Source organism: Streptomyces nanshensis (assembly GCF_001751255.1).
In the GTDB taxonomy this organism is placed as follows: Bacteria; Actinomycetota; Actinomycetes; order Streptomycetales; family Streptomycetaceae; genus Streptomyces; species Streptomyces nanshensis_A.
In genome coordinates this window covers 1-17,973 of the sequence record NZ_LJGW01000247.1, presented here as the reverse complement: position 1 = coordinate 17,973, position 17,973 = coordinate 1, and the positions used below count along the sequence as shown (strand labels likewise).

The 17,973-nt window shown below is 72.4% G+C and carries 13 protein-coding genes and 2 pseudogenes; 9 read left to right on the top strand and 6 right to left on the bottom strand.

Annotated features, from left to right (window positions below; translation table 11 throughout):
- The 4 genes and pseudogenes from AN218_RS35425 to AN218_RS14290 form a co-directional block, all read left to right on the top strand.
- Positions 1-97, top strand: a pseudogene (locus AN218_RS35425) (IclR family transcriptional regulator); the annotation flags it as partial.
- A gap of 404 nt (positions 98-501) precedes the next feature.
- On the top strand, positions 502-1,257 hold the full coding sequence (locus AN218_RS14300) for an MIP/aquaporin family protein (protein ID WP_070017247.1): 756 nt from the start codon (positions 502-504) through the stop codon (positions 1,255-1,257).
- Positions 1,258-1,346: 89 nt separating this feature from the next.
- Positions 1,347-2,897 carry a glycerol kinase GlpK gene (glpK, locus tag AN218_RS14295; RefSeq protein ID WP_070017243.1) on the top strand — a complete coding sequence of 517 codons (1,551 nt, stop codon included), beginning with the start codon at positions 1,347-1,349 and terminating at the stop codon, positions 2,895-2,897.
- A 5-nt stretch (positions 2,898-2,902) separates the two neighbouring features.
- Positions 2,903-4,519: a glycerol-3-phosphate dehydrogenase/oxidase gene (locus AN218_RS14290; protein WP_070017242.1), complete on the top strand. Its 1,617-nt coding sequence runs from the start codon at positions 2,903-2,905 to the stop codon at positions 4,517-4,519.
- A 283-nt stretch (positions 4,520-4,802) separates the two neighbouring features.
- Here the strand turns inward: AN218_RS14290 and AN218_RS14285 are convergent, their stop codons facing one another.
- Entirely contained in the window at positions 4,803-6,512 is a 1,710-nt protein-coding gene (locus tag AN218_RS14285) for a glycoside hydrolase family 13 protein (protein ID WP_070017251.1), read from the bottom strand.
- Positions 6,513-6,811: 299 nt separating this feature from the next.
- Between AN218_RS14285 and AN218_RS14280 the strand changes: the two are divergent.
- A pseudogene (locus AN218_RS14280) lies at positions 6,812-7,672 on the top strand (PAC2 family protein); the annotation flags it as partial.
- A 980-nt stretch (positions 7,673-8,652) separates the two neighbouring features.
- Here AN218_RS14280 and mshC read toward each other — a convergent pair.
- The 4 genes from mshC to AN218_RS14260 all read right to left on the bottom strand — a co-directional run bounded on the left by mshC (position 8,653) and on the right by AN218_RS14260 (position 12,461).
- Positions 8,653-9,882 carry a cysteine--1-D-myo-inosityl 2-amino-2-deoxy-alpha-D-glucopyranoside ligase gene (mshC, locus tag AN218_RS14275; RefSeq protein ID WP_070017241.1) on the bottom strand — a complete coding sequence of 410 codons (1,230 nt, stop codon included), beginning with the start codon at positions 9,880-9,882 and terminating at the stop codon, positions 8,653-8,655.
- 232 nt (positions 9,883-10,114) lie between these two features.
- Positions 10,115-11,077: an SCO1664 family protein gene (locus tag AN218_RS14270; protein ID WP_420855970.1), complete on the bottom strand. Its 963-nt coding sequence runs from the start codon at positions 11,075-11,077 to the stop codon at positions 10,115-10,117.
- Positions 11,074-11,664 carry a DUF3090 domain-containing protein gene (locus AN218_RS14265; RefSeq protein ID WP_070017237.1) on the bottom strand — a complete coding sequence of 197 codons (591 nt, stop codon included), beginning with the start codon at positions 11,662-11,664 and terminating at the stop codon, positions 11,074-11,076. Before AN218_RS14265 ends, AN218_RS14270 begins: the two co-directional genes overlap by 4 nt.
- 68 nt (positions 11,665-11,732) lie before the next feature.
- On the bottom strand, positions 11,733-12,461 hold the full coding sequence (locus AN218_RS14260; protein WP_070017236.1) for a histidine phosphatase family protein: 729 nt from the start codon (positions 12,459-12,461) through the stop codon (positions 11,733-11,735).
- A 76-nt stretch (positions 12,462-12,537) separates the two neighbouring features.
- On the opposite strand from AN218_RS14260, the gene corA reads away from it, so the two are divergent.
- Both corA and AN218_RS14250 read left to right on the top strand, forming a co-directional pair.
- Positions 12,538-13,521 carry a magnesium/cobalt transporter CorA gene (gene corA / locus AN218_RS14255; RefSeq protein ID WP_070017235.1) on the top strand — a complete coding sequence of 328 codons (984 nt, stop codon included), beginning with the start codon at positions 12,538-12,540 and terminating at the stop codon, positions 13,519-13,521.
- A 242-nt stretch (positions 13,522-13,763) separates the two neighbouring features.
- Positions 13,764-14,717: an MBL fold metallo-hydrolase gene (locus AN218_RS14250; RefSeq protein WP_079132166.1), complete on the top strand. Its 954-nt coding sequence runs from the start codon at positions 13,764-13,766 to the stop codon at positions 14,715-14,717.
- 191 nt (positions 14,718-14,908) lie between these two features.
- On the opposite strand, the gene AN218_RS14245 is transcribed toward AN218_RS14250, so the two are convergent.
- Complete coding sequence (locus AN218_RS14245) at positions 14,909-15,988, bottom strand: LLM class F420-dependent oxidoreductase (RefSeq protein WP_070017233.1); 1,080 nt, start codon at positions 15,986-15,988, stop codon at positions 14,909-14,911.
- Between the two features lie 74 nt (positions 15,989-16,062).
- On the opposite strand from AN218_RS14245, the gene AN218_RS14240 reads away from it, so the two are divergent.
- Positions 16,063-17,049, top strand: coding sequence for an aldo/keto reductase (locus tag AN218_RS14240; RefSeq protein WP_070017229.1), 987 nt, complete (start codon positions 16,063-16,065; stop codon positions 17,047-17,049).
- Positions 17,046-17,973 (top strand): helix-hairpin-helix domain-containing protein (locus tag AN218_RS14235; protein WP_275936974.1); only part of this gene is annotated, 928 nt, incomplete at its 3' end. The genes AN218_RS14240 and AN218_RS14235, both read left to right, overlap by 4 nt.

Genomic DNA, 17,973 nt, shown 5'->3' with positions numbered 1-17,973 from the left:
TGCGCCCGCCGAGGCGGAGCTGCGTCCGCTGCTCGTCGCCGCCGTACGGGACTGCGCACGGGCTGTCTCACGGGATCTGGGCGCCCGCCGGTTCTGACGGACCGGGATGCCGACCAGGCGTCAACTGACGGGCTCACGCGGCTTGTTGACGCCCCGTCGAGCCCGTACACCGCTCCCCTCCGTACGCCTCCCGTACGCCGCCGGGGGCTCCGAACACACGCCCCGCAACCGGAACTTGTACGTCCGCAAGCGGGCCGTAAACACCCCGCCGCACCCTCCCCCGGAGGCCCGCCGTACGGCCCGGCTCAGCGCCCGCGCGGGCTCCGGCCCCCGCCCCGCCCGGAGTTGATCTCCCCTGCGTACACGGAGTGCGGGAGTCCTCAGTCACACCTCTTGACGGGACCACCAGCAGGGACAAAACTGCCCTGTCGGCGGTCGGCATTGTCGAACAGTGGACGGACCGGCCCGCCCTCCCATCTGGACAAGACAAAGGAGTCGCGGGTGTCCAGCTCCGACATCTTCTTCAGCGAGACCACAGGTACCGCTCTGCTCATCCTCCTCGGCGGCGGCGTCTGCGCCGCCGTGACCTTCAAGCGTTCCAAGGCGTTCAACGCCGGCTGGGTCGCCATCGCCTTCGGCTGGGGCTTCGCCGTCCTGACCGGCGGCTACGTCGCCCAGATATCCGGCGCGCACCTCAACCCGGCGGTCACGCTCGCCCTCGCGATGCAGGGCACCACCCCGTGGTCCGACGTCCCGGTCTACTGGGCGAGCGAACTGCTCGGCGCGATGATCGGCGCGGTGCTGGTCTGGCTGACGTACTACGGCCAGTTCCAGGCCGACCTCCGCGAGCCGGAGATGGCCGAGCGCCGCAGCGAGAACCCGGGCCCGGTGCACGGGATCTTCTTCACCTCGCCCGAGATCCGCAACAGCGTGCAGAACCTGGTCACCGAGATCATCGCGACCTTCGTCCTCGTCATCGCGATCCTCAACCTGGGCCTCACCAAGGGCGTCGGCCTCTCCGGCATCGGCGTACTGCTGGTGGCGCTGGTGGTCGTCGGCATCGGTCTGTCGCTCGGCGGCCCGACGGGGTACGCCATCAACCCGGTGCGCGACCTCGGCCCCCGCATCGTGCACGCCCTGCTGCCGCTGCCCAACAAGGGCGGTTCCGGCTGGGCCTACTCGTGGATCCCGGTCGTGGGCCCGCTCGTCGGCGCCGCGCTGGCCGCCGGGCTGCACCAGGTCGCCTTCGCCGCCTGAGCGGCGCCGGCGAGCCCCGAGAACCCGAGTCCCGAGTCCGGGCCCCAGCCTGGGAGCCCCTTCCCGACGAACCCCTTGGAGCAGGACACATGAGCGAGACCGAGAACCAGTCCGCGGGCGCTTCCACGCACGGCGAGGGCCCCTTCATCGCCGCGATCGACCAGGGCACGACCTCCAGCCGCTGCATCGTCTTCGACCGGGACGGCCGCATCGTCGCCGTCGACCAGAAGGAGCACGAGCAGATCTTCCCGAAGCCGGGCTGGGTCGAGCACGACGCCGCCGAGATATGGACGAACGTCCAGCAGGTGGTGACCGGTGCCCTGGAGAACGCCGGCATCACCAAGGACGACGTGAAGGCCCTGGGCATCACCAACCAGCGTGAGACGACGCTGCTGTGGGACAAGGCCACCGGCGAGCCCGTGCACAACGCCCTGGTGTGGCAGGACACCCGCACCGACACCCTGTGCCGCGAACTCGGCCGCAACGTCGGCCAGGACCGCTTCCGCCGCGAGACCGGTCTGCCCCTGGCGTCCTACTTCGCGGGCCCGAAGATCCGCTGGCTGCTCGACAACGTCGACGGGCTGCGCGAGCGCGCCGAGCGCGGCGAACTGCTCTTCGGGACCATGGACTCCTGGGTCATCTGGAACCTCACCGGCGGCCCCGACGGCGGCCGTCACGTCACCGACGTGACCAACGCCTCCCGCACCATGCTCATGAACCTGCACACGATGAGCTGGGACGAGAAGATCTGCCAGTCCATGGGCGTGCCGATGGAGCTGCTGCCCGAGATCCGCTCCTCCGCCGAGGTCTACGGCGAGGCCACGGGCGCCCTGGCCGGCGTCCCCGTCGCCTCCGCGCTCGGCGACCAGCAGGCGGCCCTGTTCGGCCAGACCTGTTACGCCGAGGGCGAGGCGAAGTCCACGTACGGCACGGGGACCTTCCTGCTGCTCAACACCGGTCATGAGGCGGTCAATTCGTATAACGGCCTGCTCACGACCGTCGGCTACCAGATCGGCGACGAGCGTCCGGTCTACGCGCTGGAGGGCGCGATCGCCGTCACCGGCTCGCTGGTGCAGTGGATGCGCGACCAGATGGGCCTCATCAGCACCGCGGCCGAGATCGAGACCCTCGCCAGCTCCGTCGAGGACAACGGCGGCGCCTACTTCGTGCCCGCCTTCTCCGGCCTGTTCGCCCCGTACTGGCGCGACGACGCCCGCGGTGTGATCGCCGGTCTCACGCGGTACGTGACCAAGGCCCACCTCGCGCGTGCCGTGCTGGAGGCGACCGCCTGGCAGACCCGCGAGATCGTCGACGCGATGCGGAAGGACTCCGGCGTCGAGCTCACGGCGCTGAAGGTCGACGGCGGCATGACGTCCAACAACCTGCTGATGCAGACGATGTCGGACTTCCTGGACGCCCCCGTCGTCCGTCCCATGGTCGCCGAGACCACCTGCCTGGGCGCCGCGTACGCGGCAGGGCTCGCCGTCGGCTTCTGGTCCGACACCGACGAGCTGCGCGCCAACTGGAAGCGTGCGGCGGAGTGGACGCCGCGCATGGACGCGGCCGACCGCGACCGCGAGTACAAGAACTGGCTCAAGGCCGTCCAGCGGACCATGGGCTGGATCGAAGAGGAGAACTGAACGACATGAACACCCTGCAGAGCGTCCCCACCCTCGGGACGCACCCGGCTGCCGGCGGCAATCCGAGCCGCGCCGAGACCAGGGAGCTGCTCGCTCGAGCGACGTACGACCTGCTCGTGATCGGCGGCGGCATCCTCGGAACCTCGGTGGCCTGGCACGCCGCGCAGTCGGGACTGCGGGTGGCGATGGTGGACGCCGGCGACTTCGCCGGCGCCACCTCCTCCGCCTCCTCCAAGCTGGTGCACGGCGGCCTGCGTTATCTGCAGACCGGCGCGGTGAAGCTGGTGGCGGAGAACCACCACGAGCGGCGGGTGCTGGCCAAGGACGTGGCACCGCACCTGGTCAACCCGCTCACCTTCTATCTGCCCGTCTACAAGGGCGGCCCGCACGGCGCGGCCAAGCTGGGCGCGGGCGTCTTCGCCTACAGCGCGCTGTCGGCCTTCGGCGACGGCGTCGGACGCGTCGTCTCGCCGAGCCGTGCGGCGGCCGACAACCCCGGTCTGCGGACGGAGAACCTCAAGGCCGTCGCGGTCTACGGCGACCACCAGATGAACGACTCGCGCATGGCCGTGATGACCGTGCGCGCGGCCGTCGACTCCGGTGCCGTCGTCCTCAACCACGCGCAGGTGACGGGACTTCGCACCACGGCGGGCCGGGTCACCGGCGCCGAGCTGCGCGACCGCGTCGACGGCAGCGAGTTCGGCGTCGACGCCCGGCTCGTCCTCAACGCGACCGGCCCGTGGGTGGACCACCTGCGCAGGATGGAGGACAAGGGCGCCGCGCCCAGCGTGCGGCTGTCCAAGGGCGCACACCTCGTGCTGCGCCGCAGGGCGCCGTGGCGCGCGGCGATGGCGACGCCGATCGACAAGTACCGCATCACCTTCGCGCTCCCGTGGGAGGACCAGTTGCTGCTGGGCACCACCGACGAGGCGTACGAGGGCGATCCGGCCGACGTCCGCGCGACCGAGGCCGACATCCGGCAGATCCTCGACGAGGCGGCCTTCTCCGTACGGGAGGAGCACCTCTCCCGCGATCTGATCAGCTACGCCTTCGCGGGTCTGCGCGTTCTGCCGGGCGGCCCCGGCGGCGTGACGGCGGCGAAGCGGGAGACGGTCGTCAGCGAGGGCATCGGCGGGATGCTGTCGGTCGCGGGCGGCAAGTGGACGACGTACCGGCACATCGGCCGCGCCGTGATGAACAAGCTGGCGAAGCTGCCGGGCGGCTCGATCGCACAGGACATGGAGCCCGTACGGGAGTTGGTGCGCCGCACGCCGCTGCCCGGCATCTCCAATCCGAACGCGGTGGCGCACCGGCTGCTGGTGGACCGGGAGCGCGAACCGGGCCCGCGCATGGACCCGTCGACGGCACGGCACCTCGCGACGCACTACGGCTCGCTCGCCTTCGACATCGCGCGACTGGTCAACGAGGACCCGTCGCTGGGCGAGCGCATCCACCCCGACGGGCCGGAGATCTGGGCCCAGGTCGTGCACGCGCGCGACCACGAGTGGGCGCAGACCGCGGACGACGTGCTGCGCCGGCGCACCACACTCACCATCCGCGGCCTCGACACGGACGAGGTGCGCGGGCGCGTGGAATCGCTGCTGGCGGAGCGCGAGAGCTGAGCGGCCGGCAGCACCGCAGGCGGACGACCGGAGCAACCGGCAGGAGACGGGGGCGGGTTACGGGAACGAGGGCAGGGAGCTGACGGGCGAGGGCGCCGCAGGGCGCCCGGCCGGGACGCGTCCCCGTGCGGCCGTGACGGGACCGCACGGGAGCGCAGGCGGGCGGGTCACGCCGGGGGGCAGGCCCGCCCGCCGTCTGCGCTCTTCTTCGGGTCTCAACGCCCCTCTGCGCGCGGTGAGTTCAGCCCGCGGTGCCGCCGATACGGCGCCTGGCCCCGTGAGTTCAGCCCGCGGTGCCGGGCGGCCTGAGCCAGACCGCCGTGTCGGGAGCGAGCATCCCGCCGCCCCGCTCCCCGGCGCCGTCCGCAGCATCCGCCCGTCCCTCGCTCGTCAGCAGCGGCACCGCGTCGGCCGGCAACGGCAGCGGACGCCCGGAGAGATTGACGCGGCATTCGAGCAACTCCCCCCGGCGGAAGGCCAGTTCGCCGTCCGCGCCCGTCAGCCACTCCAGCCGCTCGCCCTTCGCGGCGCCGCGCACGGCCCGGCGCAGCCGCAGCGCGGCACGGTACAGCTCCAGGAAGGAGCCCTCGTCCCCGGTCTGCGCCTCGGCGGAGTGCTCACCCCAGCCCTCGGGCTGCGGCAGCCAGCTTCCGCCGGGCCCGAATCCGTACGAGGGCCCCGAGCGCTGCCACGGCAGCGGTACGCGGCAGCCGTCCCGCCCCTTGTGCGTACGGCCGGTGCGCTCCCACATCGGGTCGCGCAGTGCCTCGGGCGGCAGATCCGGAACCTCCGGAAGCCCAAGTTCCTCTCCCTGGTACAGATACGCGGTGCCGGGCAGCGCCAGCGTCAGCAGCGCCGCGGCGCGCGCCCTGCGGCGGCCGAGCGCGGTGTCGGGTGCGGGCTCGCGCCCGTCGGAGGCCGTCCACGCGGTCAGGTCGGTGCCCTCGGGCAGGGCGTAGCGGGTCGTGTGCCGTACGACGTCGTGGTTGGAGAGCACCCAGGTCGGGAGGGTGCCCACGGAGCGCGCCCCGTCGAGCGACTCGTCGATGACGCGGCGGAAGGACGCGGCGTCCCAAGGGCAGCGCAGATGGAAGAAGTTGAAGGCCTGGTGCAGCTCGTCGGGGCGGGTGTAGAGCGGCAGCCGGGCGGCGCTGACGCCCGCCTCGGCGACGGCGATCCGCGGCGGGCTGTAGGAGTCGAGGATCTTGCGCCACGAGCGGTAGATCTCGTGCACCTCGTCGCGGTCCCAGAAGGGGTGATCGTCGCCCTCCGGGGGCGAGTTGAGGGGTGCGGCGTCGTTGCCGAGGGTGTCGCGCAGCGGCGGGGCGAGGTCCTTGCGCAGACCGTGCGCGACGTCGACGCGGAAGCCGTCCACGCCCAGGCCGAGCCAGAAGCGGAGGGTCCGCTCGAACTCGGCGCGCACCTCCGGGTTCTCCCAGTTCAGATCGGGCTGCTCGGCCGCGAAGATGTGCATGTACCACTGCCCGTCCGCGGTCCTGGTCCAGGCGCCGCCGCCGAACTTGGACCGCCAGTCCGCCGGGGGCTCGCCGCCGTCCGGCCCGCGCCCGGTACGGAAGTGGAAGCGGTCGCGGGCCGCCGAGCCCGGCGGAGAGGCCAACGCCTCGGCGAACCACGGGTGTTGGTCGGAGCAGTGGTTGGGGACGATGTCGACGATGACCTTCAGCCCGTACGCGTGAGCGCGCGCGAGCAGGTCGCGGAAGTCGTCGAGCGTGCCGTGCCGCGGGTCCACGTCGCGGTAGTCGGAGACGTCGTAACCGCCGTCCGCCCAGGGCGAACGGTAGAAGGGCGTCAGCCACAGCGCGTCGACGCCGAGTCCCGCCAGATGTCCCAGCCGCTCGGCCACGCCGCGCAGATCGCCCATGCTGTCGCCGTCGGAGTCGGCGAAGCTGGGCACGTACACCTGGTAGACGACGGCCTCCCGCCACCAGTCGTCGGCGGCGTCCGCGGGCTTCTGCGGGGTGCTGGCGGTCACGGTGTCCTCCCGGATCGCGGTACGGGGGCCGCCCGTCCGGTCCGTACGGCGGCGGGCCTGCCGCAACAGCCTCGTGAGGAACACCGTGCAGGTCAAGGGATTCCGGGCCGCACGGGAGGCCGTGCGGAGTCCGCCGCGCCGCGTGCGGCGGGCCCCGCCCCGGACCGCTGTGTATGCAGTGCGGCCAGGGCTGCGGCATGTGAGCGGTCACGCCGTAGGCTGGTTGCCGCACGTAACGGGAACGGCAGCCGGGTGCACGTCGTATCGGCGTACATCGCCCGGCCGGAAGGAGGCGCTGGGTGATCGAGCTCGAGGGGGTTCCCGAGCTGGTCGACCCGGTCATGGTGGCCGCGTTCGAAGGCTGGAACGACGCCGGCGACGCCGCCTCCGCCGCGGTCGCGCACATGGAGCGTGAGTGGAAGGGCGAGGTCTTCGCGGCGCTGGACGCGGAGGACTACTACGACTTCCAGGTCAACAGGCCGCAGGTGTGGCTGGACGGCGGCTCGCGCAAGATCACCTGGCCGACGACGCGGCTCGCGGTCGTACGCGTCGACAACGCGGGCGGCAAGGGCCGGCCGCGCGACCTGGTGCTGGTGCGCGGCATCGAGCCGAGCATGCGGTGGCGCTCCTTCTGCAACGAAATCCTGGGCTTCGCCCATGAGTTGGGCGTCGAGATGGTCGTGGTGATGGGCGCGCTGCTGGGCGACACCCCGCACAGCAGGCCCGTCCCCGTGACGGGTGTGACGTCCGACCCGGATCTGGCACGCACCATGAACCTGGAGGAGTCGCGGTACGAGGGCCCGACGGGCATCGTCGGCATCCTCCAGGAGGCGTGCACGCACGCGGGCGTGCCCGCGGTGAGCCTGTGGGCGTCGGTACCGCACTACGTCTCCCAGCCGCCGAACCCGAAGGCCACGCTCGCGCTGCTCAACCGCCTCGAAGATCTGCTGAAGCTGAACGTCCCGCTGGGCGAGCTCCAAGAGGACGCGCGTGCCTGGCAGTTGGGCGTGGACCAGCTCGCGGCCGAGGACAGCGAGGTCGCCGAGTACGTGCAGTCGCTGGAGGAGGCACGGGACACGGCTGAGCTCCCGGAGGCCTCGGGAGAGGCCATCGCGAAGGAGTTCGAGCGCTATCTGCGGCGCCGCGACGACGGCCCGGGCACGGACGACCGCTCCCGCCCGCCGAAGCAGCCGTCGCGCGGCGGCACCGCGCGGGAGGACCGCCGGGACGGCGACAAGGACGAGTCGGACGACGGGGACGGCGAGGCCGCCGAGAACAGAGGGGGCGGCGAGGCCGCCGAGAACAGCGCGGACGGCGAGGGCTCCACGGGAGAGGGCGCGGCCGGTTCCGGCGAAGACGGTACGGGCGGCGCGGCCGACGAGGGCGGCAGCGCCGACACCGCGGACGGCGAAGACGGCAAGGACAGCAAGAGCAGCAAGGACAGTCAGGGCTCCGCAGGCGGAAAGGACGGCGCCGACGGTACGGAGGGCGTGGACGCGAGCAGCGACAAGCCGGCCAAGTCCGCGAAGAGCGCCAAGTCAGCGAAGACGGCCAAGAGCGCCAAGACCGCCAAGTCCGCGAAGTCCGCGGCCAAGCGCACGTCCCGGCCCGCCAAGCGCAGCAGCACCTCACGGGGCGGCAGCCGTACCCGTAAGTCCGCCGAAAGCGGTGGAGAGGGCAACGACGGCGCGCAGCAAGACAAGCCCGCGGAGGGCGGCGACGAGAAGCCGGAGACGTCCGCCGACGGGCGAGCGGACCAGCCGGGCGCCACGGGTACCGGCACCGACGCCGGTACCGGCACGAGCCGCAACGGCAAGGGCAGCCGGAACGGTACGAGCGGCCAGGACGGCAGCGGAGACCACGACGGCCAGGACGCCACCGGCGAGAAGCGCGGCAAGGGCAGCAAGGGCGGCCGGAGCACCGGCACCGGCAGGGGCCGCCGTAAGAAGACGGACGGCGACGCCCCCGGCGACGGGTGAGAGCCGTCGGTACAAGGCGCCGAAGAAGCCCGCACAGCACGGCACCGACGAAGCACGGCACCGCACACGAAGGGGCCGCCCGGCGCGAACACCGGGCGGCCCCTTGGCCGTTCACCCTTCCGACGTCGTTCCGGCGGCGGGATCGGCGGCCGCGGCAACCGCTACAGCGCGACCCCCAGCAGCGCGTCCACCGCCCGCGAGACGACGCCGGGCGCACCCTCGTCCGAGCCTCCCCCGGCCTCCTGCGCCGCGGCCCAACGGTCGACGGCGGTCAGCGCGGCCGGTGAGTCGAGGTCGTCGGCGAGGGCGGCGCGGATCTCCTCGACGACGGCGTCGGCGGGCGGCCCGTCGGGCCGGGAGACGGCCGCGCGCCACCGCGCGAGCCGCGTCCGCGCCTCGTCGAGAAGCGCCGGCGTGTACTCCCAGTCCGACCGGTAGTGGTGTGCGAGCAGCGTGAGCCGGATCGCCGCCGGATCGACTCCCTCGCGGCGCAGTTGGGAGACGAAGACCAGATTCCCCTTGGACTTCGACATCTTCTCGCCGTCGAGGCCGACCATCCCCGCGTGCACATACGTCTGCGCGAAGGGGTATTCGCCGGTGAGCGCCTGCGCGTGCGAGGCCCCCATCTCGTGGTGGGGGAAGGCGAGATCGGAACCGCCGCCCTGCACGTCGAAGCCCATGCCGAGGTGCTCCAGCGCGATCGCCACACACTCGATGTGCCAGCCGGGCCTGCCGGGGCCGAGCGAGGCGCCGTCCCACTGCGGTTCGCCCTCGCGGGCCGCGCGCCACAGCATCGGGTCGAGCGGGCTCTTCTTGCCCGGACGCTCGGGGTCGCCGCCGCGCTCCGCGGACAGCACACGCATGGTCTCCGCGTCCAGCCGGGAGACCTCGCCGAAGTGCGGGTCGGCGTCGACGGAGAAGTAGACGTCGCCCTCCAGGTCGTAGGCGGCGCCGAGTTCACGCAGCCGCTCGACGAGCGGGACGATGCGCGGAATCGATTCGACAGCACCGACGAACTGCCGCGGCGGCAGCATCCGCAGGGCCGTCATGTCCTCGCGGAAGAGCGACGTCTCACGCTCCGCCAGCGCCGCCCACTCCTCACCCGTGGCCTCGGCCCGCTCCAGCAGAGGATCGTCGATGTCGGTGACGTTCTGGATGTAGTGAACCTGCCGCTTGGTGTCGAGCCACACGCGCTGTACGAGGTCGAAGGCGTTGTAGGTCGCCGCGTGCCCCAGGTGGGTGGCGTCGTACGGGGTGATCCCGCAGACGTAGATGCGGGCGACGGGACCGGGAGCCAGCGTGACGCGGCCCCCCGTCGCGGTGTCGTGGATCTCCAGGTCGCGGCCCTGACCAGGCAGGGCGGGGACCTCGGAAGCGGGCCAGGCATGCATTCCTTGAGCCTAACCCGGACAGGAGTTCGGCATCCTGACGGGACGGCCGCCGTCCGTTCCTGAGCAGCGGGAATGGCCGGATAGGCGGTCTTGACCGTGCCTGTACGTGTTGTACCCGTACGCGGTGTGGCCTTCGTACCCGTACGCGGTGCTCGTCGGTGCCGTGCCCGTACGGGGTGCCTACGGGCGCCCTCGCGCAGGCGCCATGGGCACGGCCGTCGGATCCGTACGGCTACACCGGCGGCCACGGGATCGCGGGCCAGTCGCCGCTGGGCAGCGGATGGCGGCCGGAGCTGAGCAGACCCTCGATCCGCTTGCGCAGCGCCTCGAGTTCGGCCTCGGTGATCAGTCCGGAGAGCCGCACGGCGAGCGGTTCGCCCTCGTCCAGGGCGGCGGAGAGCCGGCGCAGCACGGCGGTCGCCTCCGCCGTCAGCTCCTCGCCGGCCCAACCCCACAGCAACGTCCGCAACTTGTCGTCGACGTGGAAGGTGACGCCGTGGTCGATGGCGTACAGCTCGCCCGTCGGGAGCGTCAGCAGATGACCGCCCTTGCGGTCACCGTTGTTGACGACCGCGTCGATGACGGCGAGCCGCCGCAGCCGTGCGTCGTCGGCGTGCACGAGCAGCGCGGGGCGTGCGGTGCCGGTGTCGACATGGCCGACGGCCTTCCACCCTTCCCCCGGCTCCCCGCCCTCGACGATGGCGAGCAACTCCTCGCCGCCGTCGGTCTCTTCACTCTCCGCGGGTTCCTCGGCACCGCCGGCCGGTCCGGGCCCGTCCGTCTCGTCCGCGACGTCGGTGGTGTCCCCGTCGTCCCCGTCGTCCCCGTCCCCCGACGGAGCCTCCTCCGGCTGCGGCCCGACCCACGCCTGGCACATGCCCTCGCCGTACGGCCCGGCGCGCAGCACCGTCGCCGGGACGAGGTCCCAGCCGGTCGCGCGGGAGATCTCGTACGCCGCCACCTCGCGCTGCGCGAGCGTGCCGTCCGGGAAGTCCCACAGCGGACGTTCGCCCGCCACCGGCTTGTACACGCACGGCACTCGGCGCCCCTCGTGCTCGACCACGCCGAAGAGCACGGCGTTGGACGCCTCCCGGATCTGCCCCCGTACCGACAGCGTGCCGAGTGCGAGATGCGTACGCGTCTCCTCGGACGCGGGCGACGAGGCCGGCCCTCTCTCCGCGGCTGTCCTGCTCATTCGCCGCGCCGGTATCCGTTCTGACGCGGGCACACATGCCCCTCCGGGTCGAGCGGGAGGCTGCACAGGGGGCACGGCGGGCGGCCGGCGTTGACGACTTCGAGTGCGCGCTTGGCGAACGCGCGCGCCATGGTGCCGTCCAGGCGGACGCGGAGCATCGGCGGCCCGTTCTCGTCGTCCTGGAGCAGACGCTCCTCGGCGTCGGCGAGGTCCTCGTCGGAGTCCGCTTCCAGTTCGACGACGGCCTGTGCCTCGACGACCATCCGCTCGCCGTCCCCGTCCCAGGCCAGCGCCATCGTGCCGACGCGGAACTCCTCCTCCAGAGGCGTCTCCAGAGGTTCCGTGTCGTGTACTTCGGTGGGGGCGACGGCCGGGACCGGTGCGTTGCCGCCGGAGCGGCGCACCACCTCGTCCAGCAGCTCGTCGATCCGCTCCGCCAGGGCCTCCACCTGCGCCTTCTCCAGGGCGACGCTGGTCGTACGGCCCGAGGCCGATGCCTGGAGATAGAACGTGCGCCGTCCTGGCAGCCCCACCGTACCGGCGATGAATCGGTCCGGCGGGTCGTAGAGGAACACCTGACGGGACACGTCCTGCTCCGTTGTCGTCGACGTCTGATCGGTCTAAGGCACCCTACTGCGCGGGGCGATCTTCGTGCCTAGGCTCCGCCTCCCACAGTGGCGTCGCTCGTGTGCTCCTGCGAGCCCTCCGCCGTCTGGCCGGCGTCCCCGTCCTGGTCGTCGGGGGACGGCTCCGGCGGTGCCAGGGAGTCCAGTTCACCGGTCTCGCCCAGCCGCAGCAGGAAGGGCCGCAGCGGTGTGTAGCGGATGACCGTGAGCGAGCACGGGCCGACGGCGATGCGCTGGAAGAGGTCCAGATGCATGCCGAGGGCGTCCGCGACGACCGACTTGATGATGTCGCCGTGCGAGCACATGGCATAGAGGGCGTCCCCGCCGTGCTCCGCTTCGATGCGCAGATTCCACTCCCGTACGGCCTCCACGGACCGGGCCTGCATTCCGCGCATCGACTCGCCTCCGGGGAAGGCCGCCGCCGAGGGGTGCTGCTGCACCGTCGTCATCAGCGGCTCGTCCGCGAGTTCGGCGAGCTTGCGTCCGCTCCACTCGCCGTAGTCGCACTCCGCGATGCGCTCCTCGGTGTGCACGGGCAGTTCAGGACGGGCCTCGCGGAGCGGCTCCACGGTCTCCTGGCACCGCTGCATCGGGCTGCTGACCAGCGCGGCGAGCGGGAGCGCGGCCAGCCGTCCGGGCAGCGCCGCGGCCTGGGACCGGCCATGGTCGTCGAGGGGCACCCCGGGTGTGCGTCCGGCGAGGAGCCCGGAGGTGTTGGCGGTGGAGCGGCCGTGCCGTACGAGGATGAGCGTGGGCATGCCTGCCAGCGTAGGCGAGCGCTCCCCGGCACCGGACGGTGGTTGCCCGCGCTGCATCGGGGCACAATGACCAGTCGTGATCGTGGACTGCGCCATCTACCGGGACGGACTCCGCATGGAGCGGCCGTCCGGCTACTCCGACGCCCTCGCCGAGGCCAGGGCGAGCGGCGACGCGTTTCTGTGGATCGGCCTGCACGAGCCGACGGAGGCCGAATTCGACCATGTGACGGCCGAGTTCGGGCTGCACCCGCTCGCCGTCGAGGACGCGCTCCACGCGCACCAGCGGCCCAAGCTGGAGGTCTACGAGGACTCCCTCTTCCTCGTCCTCAAGCCCGTCTCGTACGACCAGCTCACGGCGACCGTGCACACCGGGGAGCTGATGCTGTTCGTCGGCGACTCCTTCGTGGTGACGGTGCGGCACGGCGGCGCCAATCCGCTCGGTGCGGTACGGGAGCGGCTGGAGCACGAGCCGGAGGTGCTGCGGCACGGGCCGACCGCGGTGATGTACGCGGTGAGCGACGCCATCGTCGACCAGTACGTGGAGGTCGCCGCCGATCTCCAGATCAGCCTGGACGGGCTGGAGGAGGAGGTCTTCGCGCCCGAGGGGGCCGCCGCACGCGACGTCGCCGGCCGCATCTACGGCTTCAAGCGCCAGGTGCTGGGCGTACGCCGGGCGACCGGGCCGCTCGCGGAGCCGCTGGACCGGCTGACGCGTCCCGGTCTGCCGTTCGTCCACGAGGACGCGCGGCCCTTCTTCCGCGACGTGAGCGACCATCTGACCCGCGTCAACGAGCAGGTGGACGGCTTCGACCGGCTGCTGTCCGACATCCTCTCCGCGAACCTCGCGCAGATGAGCGTCCGGCAGAACGACAACATGCGGAAGATCTCCGCGTGGGCCGCGATGTTCGCCATTCCGACGGCCATCGCCGGGGTCTACGGCATGAACTTCCGGTTCATGCCCGAACTGGAGTGGGTGTGGGCCTATCCCGCGGTGCTGGGGCTGATCGCCGCGGCCTGTCTGGTGCTCTTCCGCGTCTTCAAGCGCCGCGGCTGGATGTGAGCGGGGCGCGAACGGGGCCGCCGGCCCGGAGCTGATCTTCCCTGACCCGTACGGCAGTCGGGCGTGACGCCCGCCGATGCCGCACGCCGGTACGGACGTTCAGAGCAGCGTCCCGCCGAAGGCACAAGATCCACACCCCCTTCCGGTTTCCGGCCGGTGCGCACTACCACTGACCGTGGGCGGCGGCCGGTCGGTGGCCGCCGTACGGAACTGCACGGAGCCGTACGGGAGAGGGGCGGGCCATGGGCGACGAGCGTCGTACGGGCAAGGACGGGGACACGAAGGACAAGAGCGAGAACGGGAACGAGGGCGAGGACGAGCGGCACGTCTGGCATGTGGACGGGCGCTGTGTGAACTGCGACGTCGCACGGCAGCTCGCCCCCGGACTGATCGGCGAGGCCGGCGGCCGTTCGGTCGTACTGCGGCAGCCCGAAGGCCCGGCGGAGGTACGGCGGTTGAACGCGGCCGCGCACGCCTGCCCGACCCGGTCGGTCCGTTCCCCGGGAGGGCGGCTGGACGCCGCGGCGGACCCCTTCCCGCTGGCCCTGGACGACGAGGGCGCCGTGTATCTGTGCGGGCACAACTCCCCGCACACCGCGGGCGCCAACGCGTATCTGCTGCGCCGTCCCGACGGCTCCGTGACGATGGTGGACACACCGCGCTGGAGCACGTCACTGGCCGCGCGCTACGAGGAGTCGGGCCCCGTCACCGACGTACTGCTCACCCACCGCGACCACGCGGCGCACGGCCGCGCCTACGCCGACCGCTTCGGCGCACGGCTGTGGATCCACGAGGGCGACCTTGACGCCGCCCCGGACGCCGACCGTGTGCTCCGCGGCACCGACCCCGCCGAGATCTGCCCGGGAGTGACCGCCGTGCCGCTCCCCGGGCACACCCGCGGCAGCGTGGTCTATCTCGCGGACGAGCGGTACTGCTTCAGCGGCGACAGCTTCTACTGGTCGCGGACGACCGAGGACGTCGAGGTCGCCGAGAGCGTCACCTGGTATTCCATCGGGGAGTTGGCCGCCTCCCTGGCGCGGACGGCCGACCGGCTGCGCTTCGAGTGGCTGCTGCCGGGCCACGGCGACCGCCGCCGCCTGCCCCGCGACGAAGCGGCCCGGCGCATGGAGCAGTTGACGGCACGCACCCGCGAACTCATGCCGCGCCCGGTCGACTTCACGGCGATGCGCTGGTAGCGCCCCGGACCGCGGCACCGGGGCCGGACGGAGTCTCCGCGAGGCCCATCCGTCGTCCCCGATCCGTAACCCCTCGTGCGTAACCCCTTGCCCCTGCGCCGCGTTGAGCTGCGTAACGGCCGTGGCGGGGTCGACCCCCGAGCCCCCTCCACGGCCGCCGGCATGTCCGCTCCGCCGCCGTCGCGGCGCTGTTACGAGCCGACGCCCGCCTGCTCCAGCGCCTCGACTCCCGCCCGCAGACCGGCGATCCGCTCCTCGCGCGTGAAGCCGGCCGGTGCCAGGGAGAGCGTCGTCACCCCGGCCTCGGCGTAGGCGCGCATCCGTTCGGCGATGCGGGCGGTGGAGCCCAGGAGCGTGGTGGAGTCGATGAGTTCGTGCGGTACGGCCGCCGCGGCGCCCTCCTTGTCGCCCGCCAGGTACTTGTCCTGGATCTCGGCGGCCTCCTTGGCGTAACCCATGCGCTGGGCCAGCCGGTTGTAGAAGTTCTGCTTGCGGCTTCCCATTCCGCCGACGTACAGCGCGGTGTACGGACGGAACTGATCGGCGAGCGCGTGGACGTCCTCGCCGACGGCCAGCGGCACGGTCGGGCAGACGTCGAAGCCGGCGAGGGCGTCGCCTCCGCCGCCGGACGTCCCCGGCGTCCCCGACTTCTCGCGTCCGGCACGCAGATGACGCAGCGTCGTCTCCTCGGCGTGCTCGGGCGAGAAGAAGATCAGCAGGGCGCCGTCGGCGATCTCACCGGTCTGTTCGAGGTTCTTCGGGCCGATCGCCGCGATGTAGAGCGGAATCTCCTCGCGTACGGGGTGCACGGTCAGCTTGATGGGCTTGCCCGGGCCGTCCGGCAGCGGCAGCGTCCAGTGCTCGCCCTCGTGGCTGAGCCGCTCCCGGGACATGGCCTTGCGGATGATCTCGACGTACTCGCGGGTGCGGGAGAGCGGCTTGTCGAACTTCACGCCGTACCAGCCCTCGGAGACCTGCGGCCCGGAGACGCCGAGCCCGAGCCGGAACCGGCCGCCGGAGAGGGTGTCGAGGGTGGCGGCGGTCATGGCCGTCATCGCGGGCGTACGCGCGGGGATCTGGAAGATGCCCGAGCCGACGTCGATGCGTTCGGTCTGCGCGGCGACCCAGGACAGCACGGTGGGGGCGTCGGAGCCGTACGCCTCGGCCGCCCAGCAGACCGCATATCCGAGCCGGTCCGCTTCCTGGGCGACGGCGAGGTTGTCCGCGTCCATCCCCGCGCCCCAGTAGCCGAGGTTGATGCCGAGCCGCATACGGCCCCCTTACTGATCAGTAACGTCCCTGTCCCGGGGACTGTAGCGCGCGCTCACAAGTAACCTCAACGCCCATGGAGGCAAGGCACCTGGGCCGTACCGGCCTGCGCGTATCCCGGATCGGCCTGGGCACCCTCACATGGGGAAGGGACACCGGCGAGCGGGACGCCGCGGACCAGCTCAAGACGTTCTGGGAATCCGGCGGCACCCTGATCGACACCGCCGACGTCTACGCGGACGGCGGCGCCGAATACCTCCTGGGCAGGCTGCTGGAGGGGCTCGTGCCGCGGCGCGACCTCGTCATCGCCACGAAGGCGGGGAGCGTCCCGGACCCCTACCGGCGCTTCGACTGCTCGCGCGGCCACCTCCTCGACGCACTCGACGCGTCCCTGGAGCGGCTGCGCACCGACCACGTCGACCTGTGGCAGGTGCACGCCTTCGATCCGGACACGCCCCTGGAGGAGACGCTCCAGGCGCTGGACATCGCCGTCAGCACGGGCCGTGCGCGCTATGTGGGGGTCTCCAACTTCAGCGGCTGGCAGCTCGCGAAGGCGGCCACCTGGCAGCTCGCCGCCTCCGGTACGCGCGCCCGGCTGGCCAGCACACAGATGGAGTACTCGCTGCTGCAGCGCGGCGTCGAACGCGAACTGCTGCCCGCCGCACTGGACTTGGGGCTCGGGCTGCTGCCGTCCTCACCGCTGGGACGGGGTGTGCTCACCGGCAAGTACCGCAAGGGCGAACCGCCCGAGGACTCGCGGGGCGCCTCGCAGCACCTCGCGCCGTTCGTCGCCCCGTACCTGGACGAGACCGCCGGACGGATCGTCGACGCCGTCGCGACCGCCGCCGACGGGCTGGCCGTCTCGCCGTTGCAGGTGGCGCTCGCCTGGGTGCGGGACCGGCCCGGGGTGGCCGCGCCGATCGTCGGAGCGCGTACGGCGGCGCAGCTCACCGAGGCGCTGTCAGTGGAGGGTCTTAGTCTTCCTGGCGAGATCTGCCGCGCGCTCGACGATGTGTCGGCGCCGGTGCACCGCTATCCCGACCAGGACTGGAGCGAGCTGTGACGGACGACAAGGCAGCCGAACTCCTCGCGGCGGTAAGGGCGGTGGAGAGCGGCGAGGCGTCGGCCGCGTCGTTCTTCACCGAGTCCGCCCAGCAGCAGACCACCCGGCAGCAGACCGAGCAGCGCACGCCGCCGCAGGGGCGCACGGGCGCACGGCAGCCGGCCCCGGCGGCGCCTCCCGGCGGGGGTACGGGCGCAGCGCGCGAACCGGCCGCCGTACCGGGCGAGTTGCGGGAGGTGCTGGCCGCCGGCGGCGCCCCCGAGACGCTCGCGCCACGGGTCGCGGAGACCCTCGGCGCACAGGCCGTCGAACTGCTGCGCACCGATCCGTGGCAGCTCCTGGCCGTGCCGGGCGTACGTCCCGAGCAGGCCGACGGCTTCGCCCGTGCCCTGCTNGACAGCGGCCCCGGCGACGAGCGTCGCGCGGAGGCCCTCGTGGTGTGGCTGCTGGAGCGCGCGGCGCTGGCGGGCCACACCGCCCTGGAACCGGCGGCGCTCGCCAAGGGCCTCTCCCAGTACGCGGTTCCGGAGCCCGACGAGGCGGTGCGTACGGCCATCGACGCGGGCGCCGTGCTCGTCTTCGAGGACGCCCTCGACGCCCGGCCTCTGGGCGGCCGTACGGCACCCGCACCGGGCGGCACACGGTCCGGCGCGGACGGGGACGAGGAACAGGGCGAGGCCGAAGAGACGCCCGTACGGCTGCTGTTGGGGCTCGACCGGTACGCACTGGCCGAGGAGAGCCTCGCGGACGGGCTGACGCGGATCGTCAGCGCCGCGGCGCACGGGAGCGCCGCGGACGGACGGCCGGGCCCGGCACCTCAGGAGTGGGAGGCGGCGGCCGACGCGGCGGCCTCGCCCTCCGCCGCCGAGTTGATCCGTGCCGTCGCCGGGCACGGGCTGGTCGCCCACAGCGGCGGAGAGGCGG

Excerpts from the sequence above, each read along its gene's own strand:
- glpK (WP_070017243.1), top strand. The coding sequence starts at position 1,347 with ATGAGCGAGACCGAGAACCAGTCCGCGGGCGCTTCCACGCACGGCGAG.
- AN218_RS14290 (WP_070017242.1), top strand. The coding sequence starts at position 2,903 with ATGAACACCCTGCAGAGCGTCCCCACCCTCGGGACGCACCCGGCTGCC.
- mshC (WP_070017241.1), bottom strand. The coding sequence starts at position 9,882 with ATGCATGCCTGGCCCGCTTCCGAGGTCCCCGCCCTGCCTGGTCAGGGC.
- AN218_RS14270 (WP_420855970.1), bottom strand. The coding sequence starts at position 11,077 with ATGAGCAGGACAGCCGCGGAGAGAGGGCCGGCCTCGTCGCCCGCGTCC.
- AN218_RS14260 (WP_070017236.1), bottom strand. The coding sequence starts at position 12,461 with ATGCCCACGCTCATCCTCGTACGGCACGGCCGCTCCACCGCCAACACC.
- AN218_RS14250 (WP_079132166.1), top strand. The coding sequence starts at position 13,764 with ATGGGCGACGAGCGTCGTACGGGCAAGGACGGGGACACGAAGGACAAG.
- AN218_RS14245 (WP_070017233.1), bottom strand. The coding sequence starts at position 15,988 with ATGCGGCTCGGCATCAACCTCGGCTACTGGGGCGCGGGGATGGACGCG.
- AN218_RS14240 (WP_070017229.1), top strand. The coding sequence starts at position 16,063 with ATGGAGGCAAGGCACCTGGGCCGTACCGGCCTGCGCGTATCCCGGATC.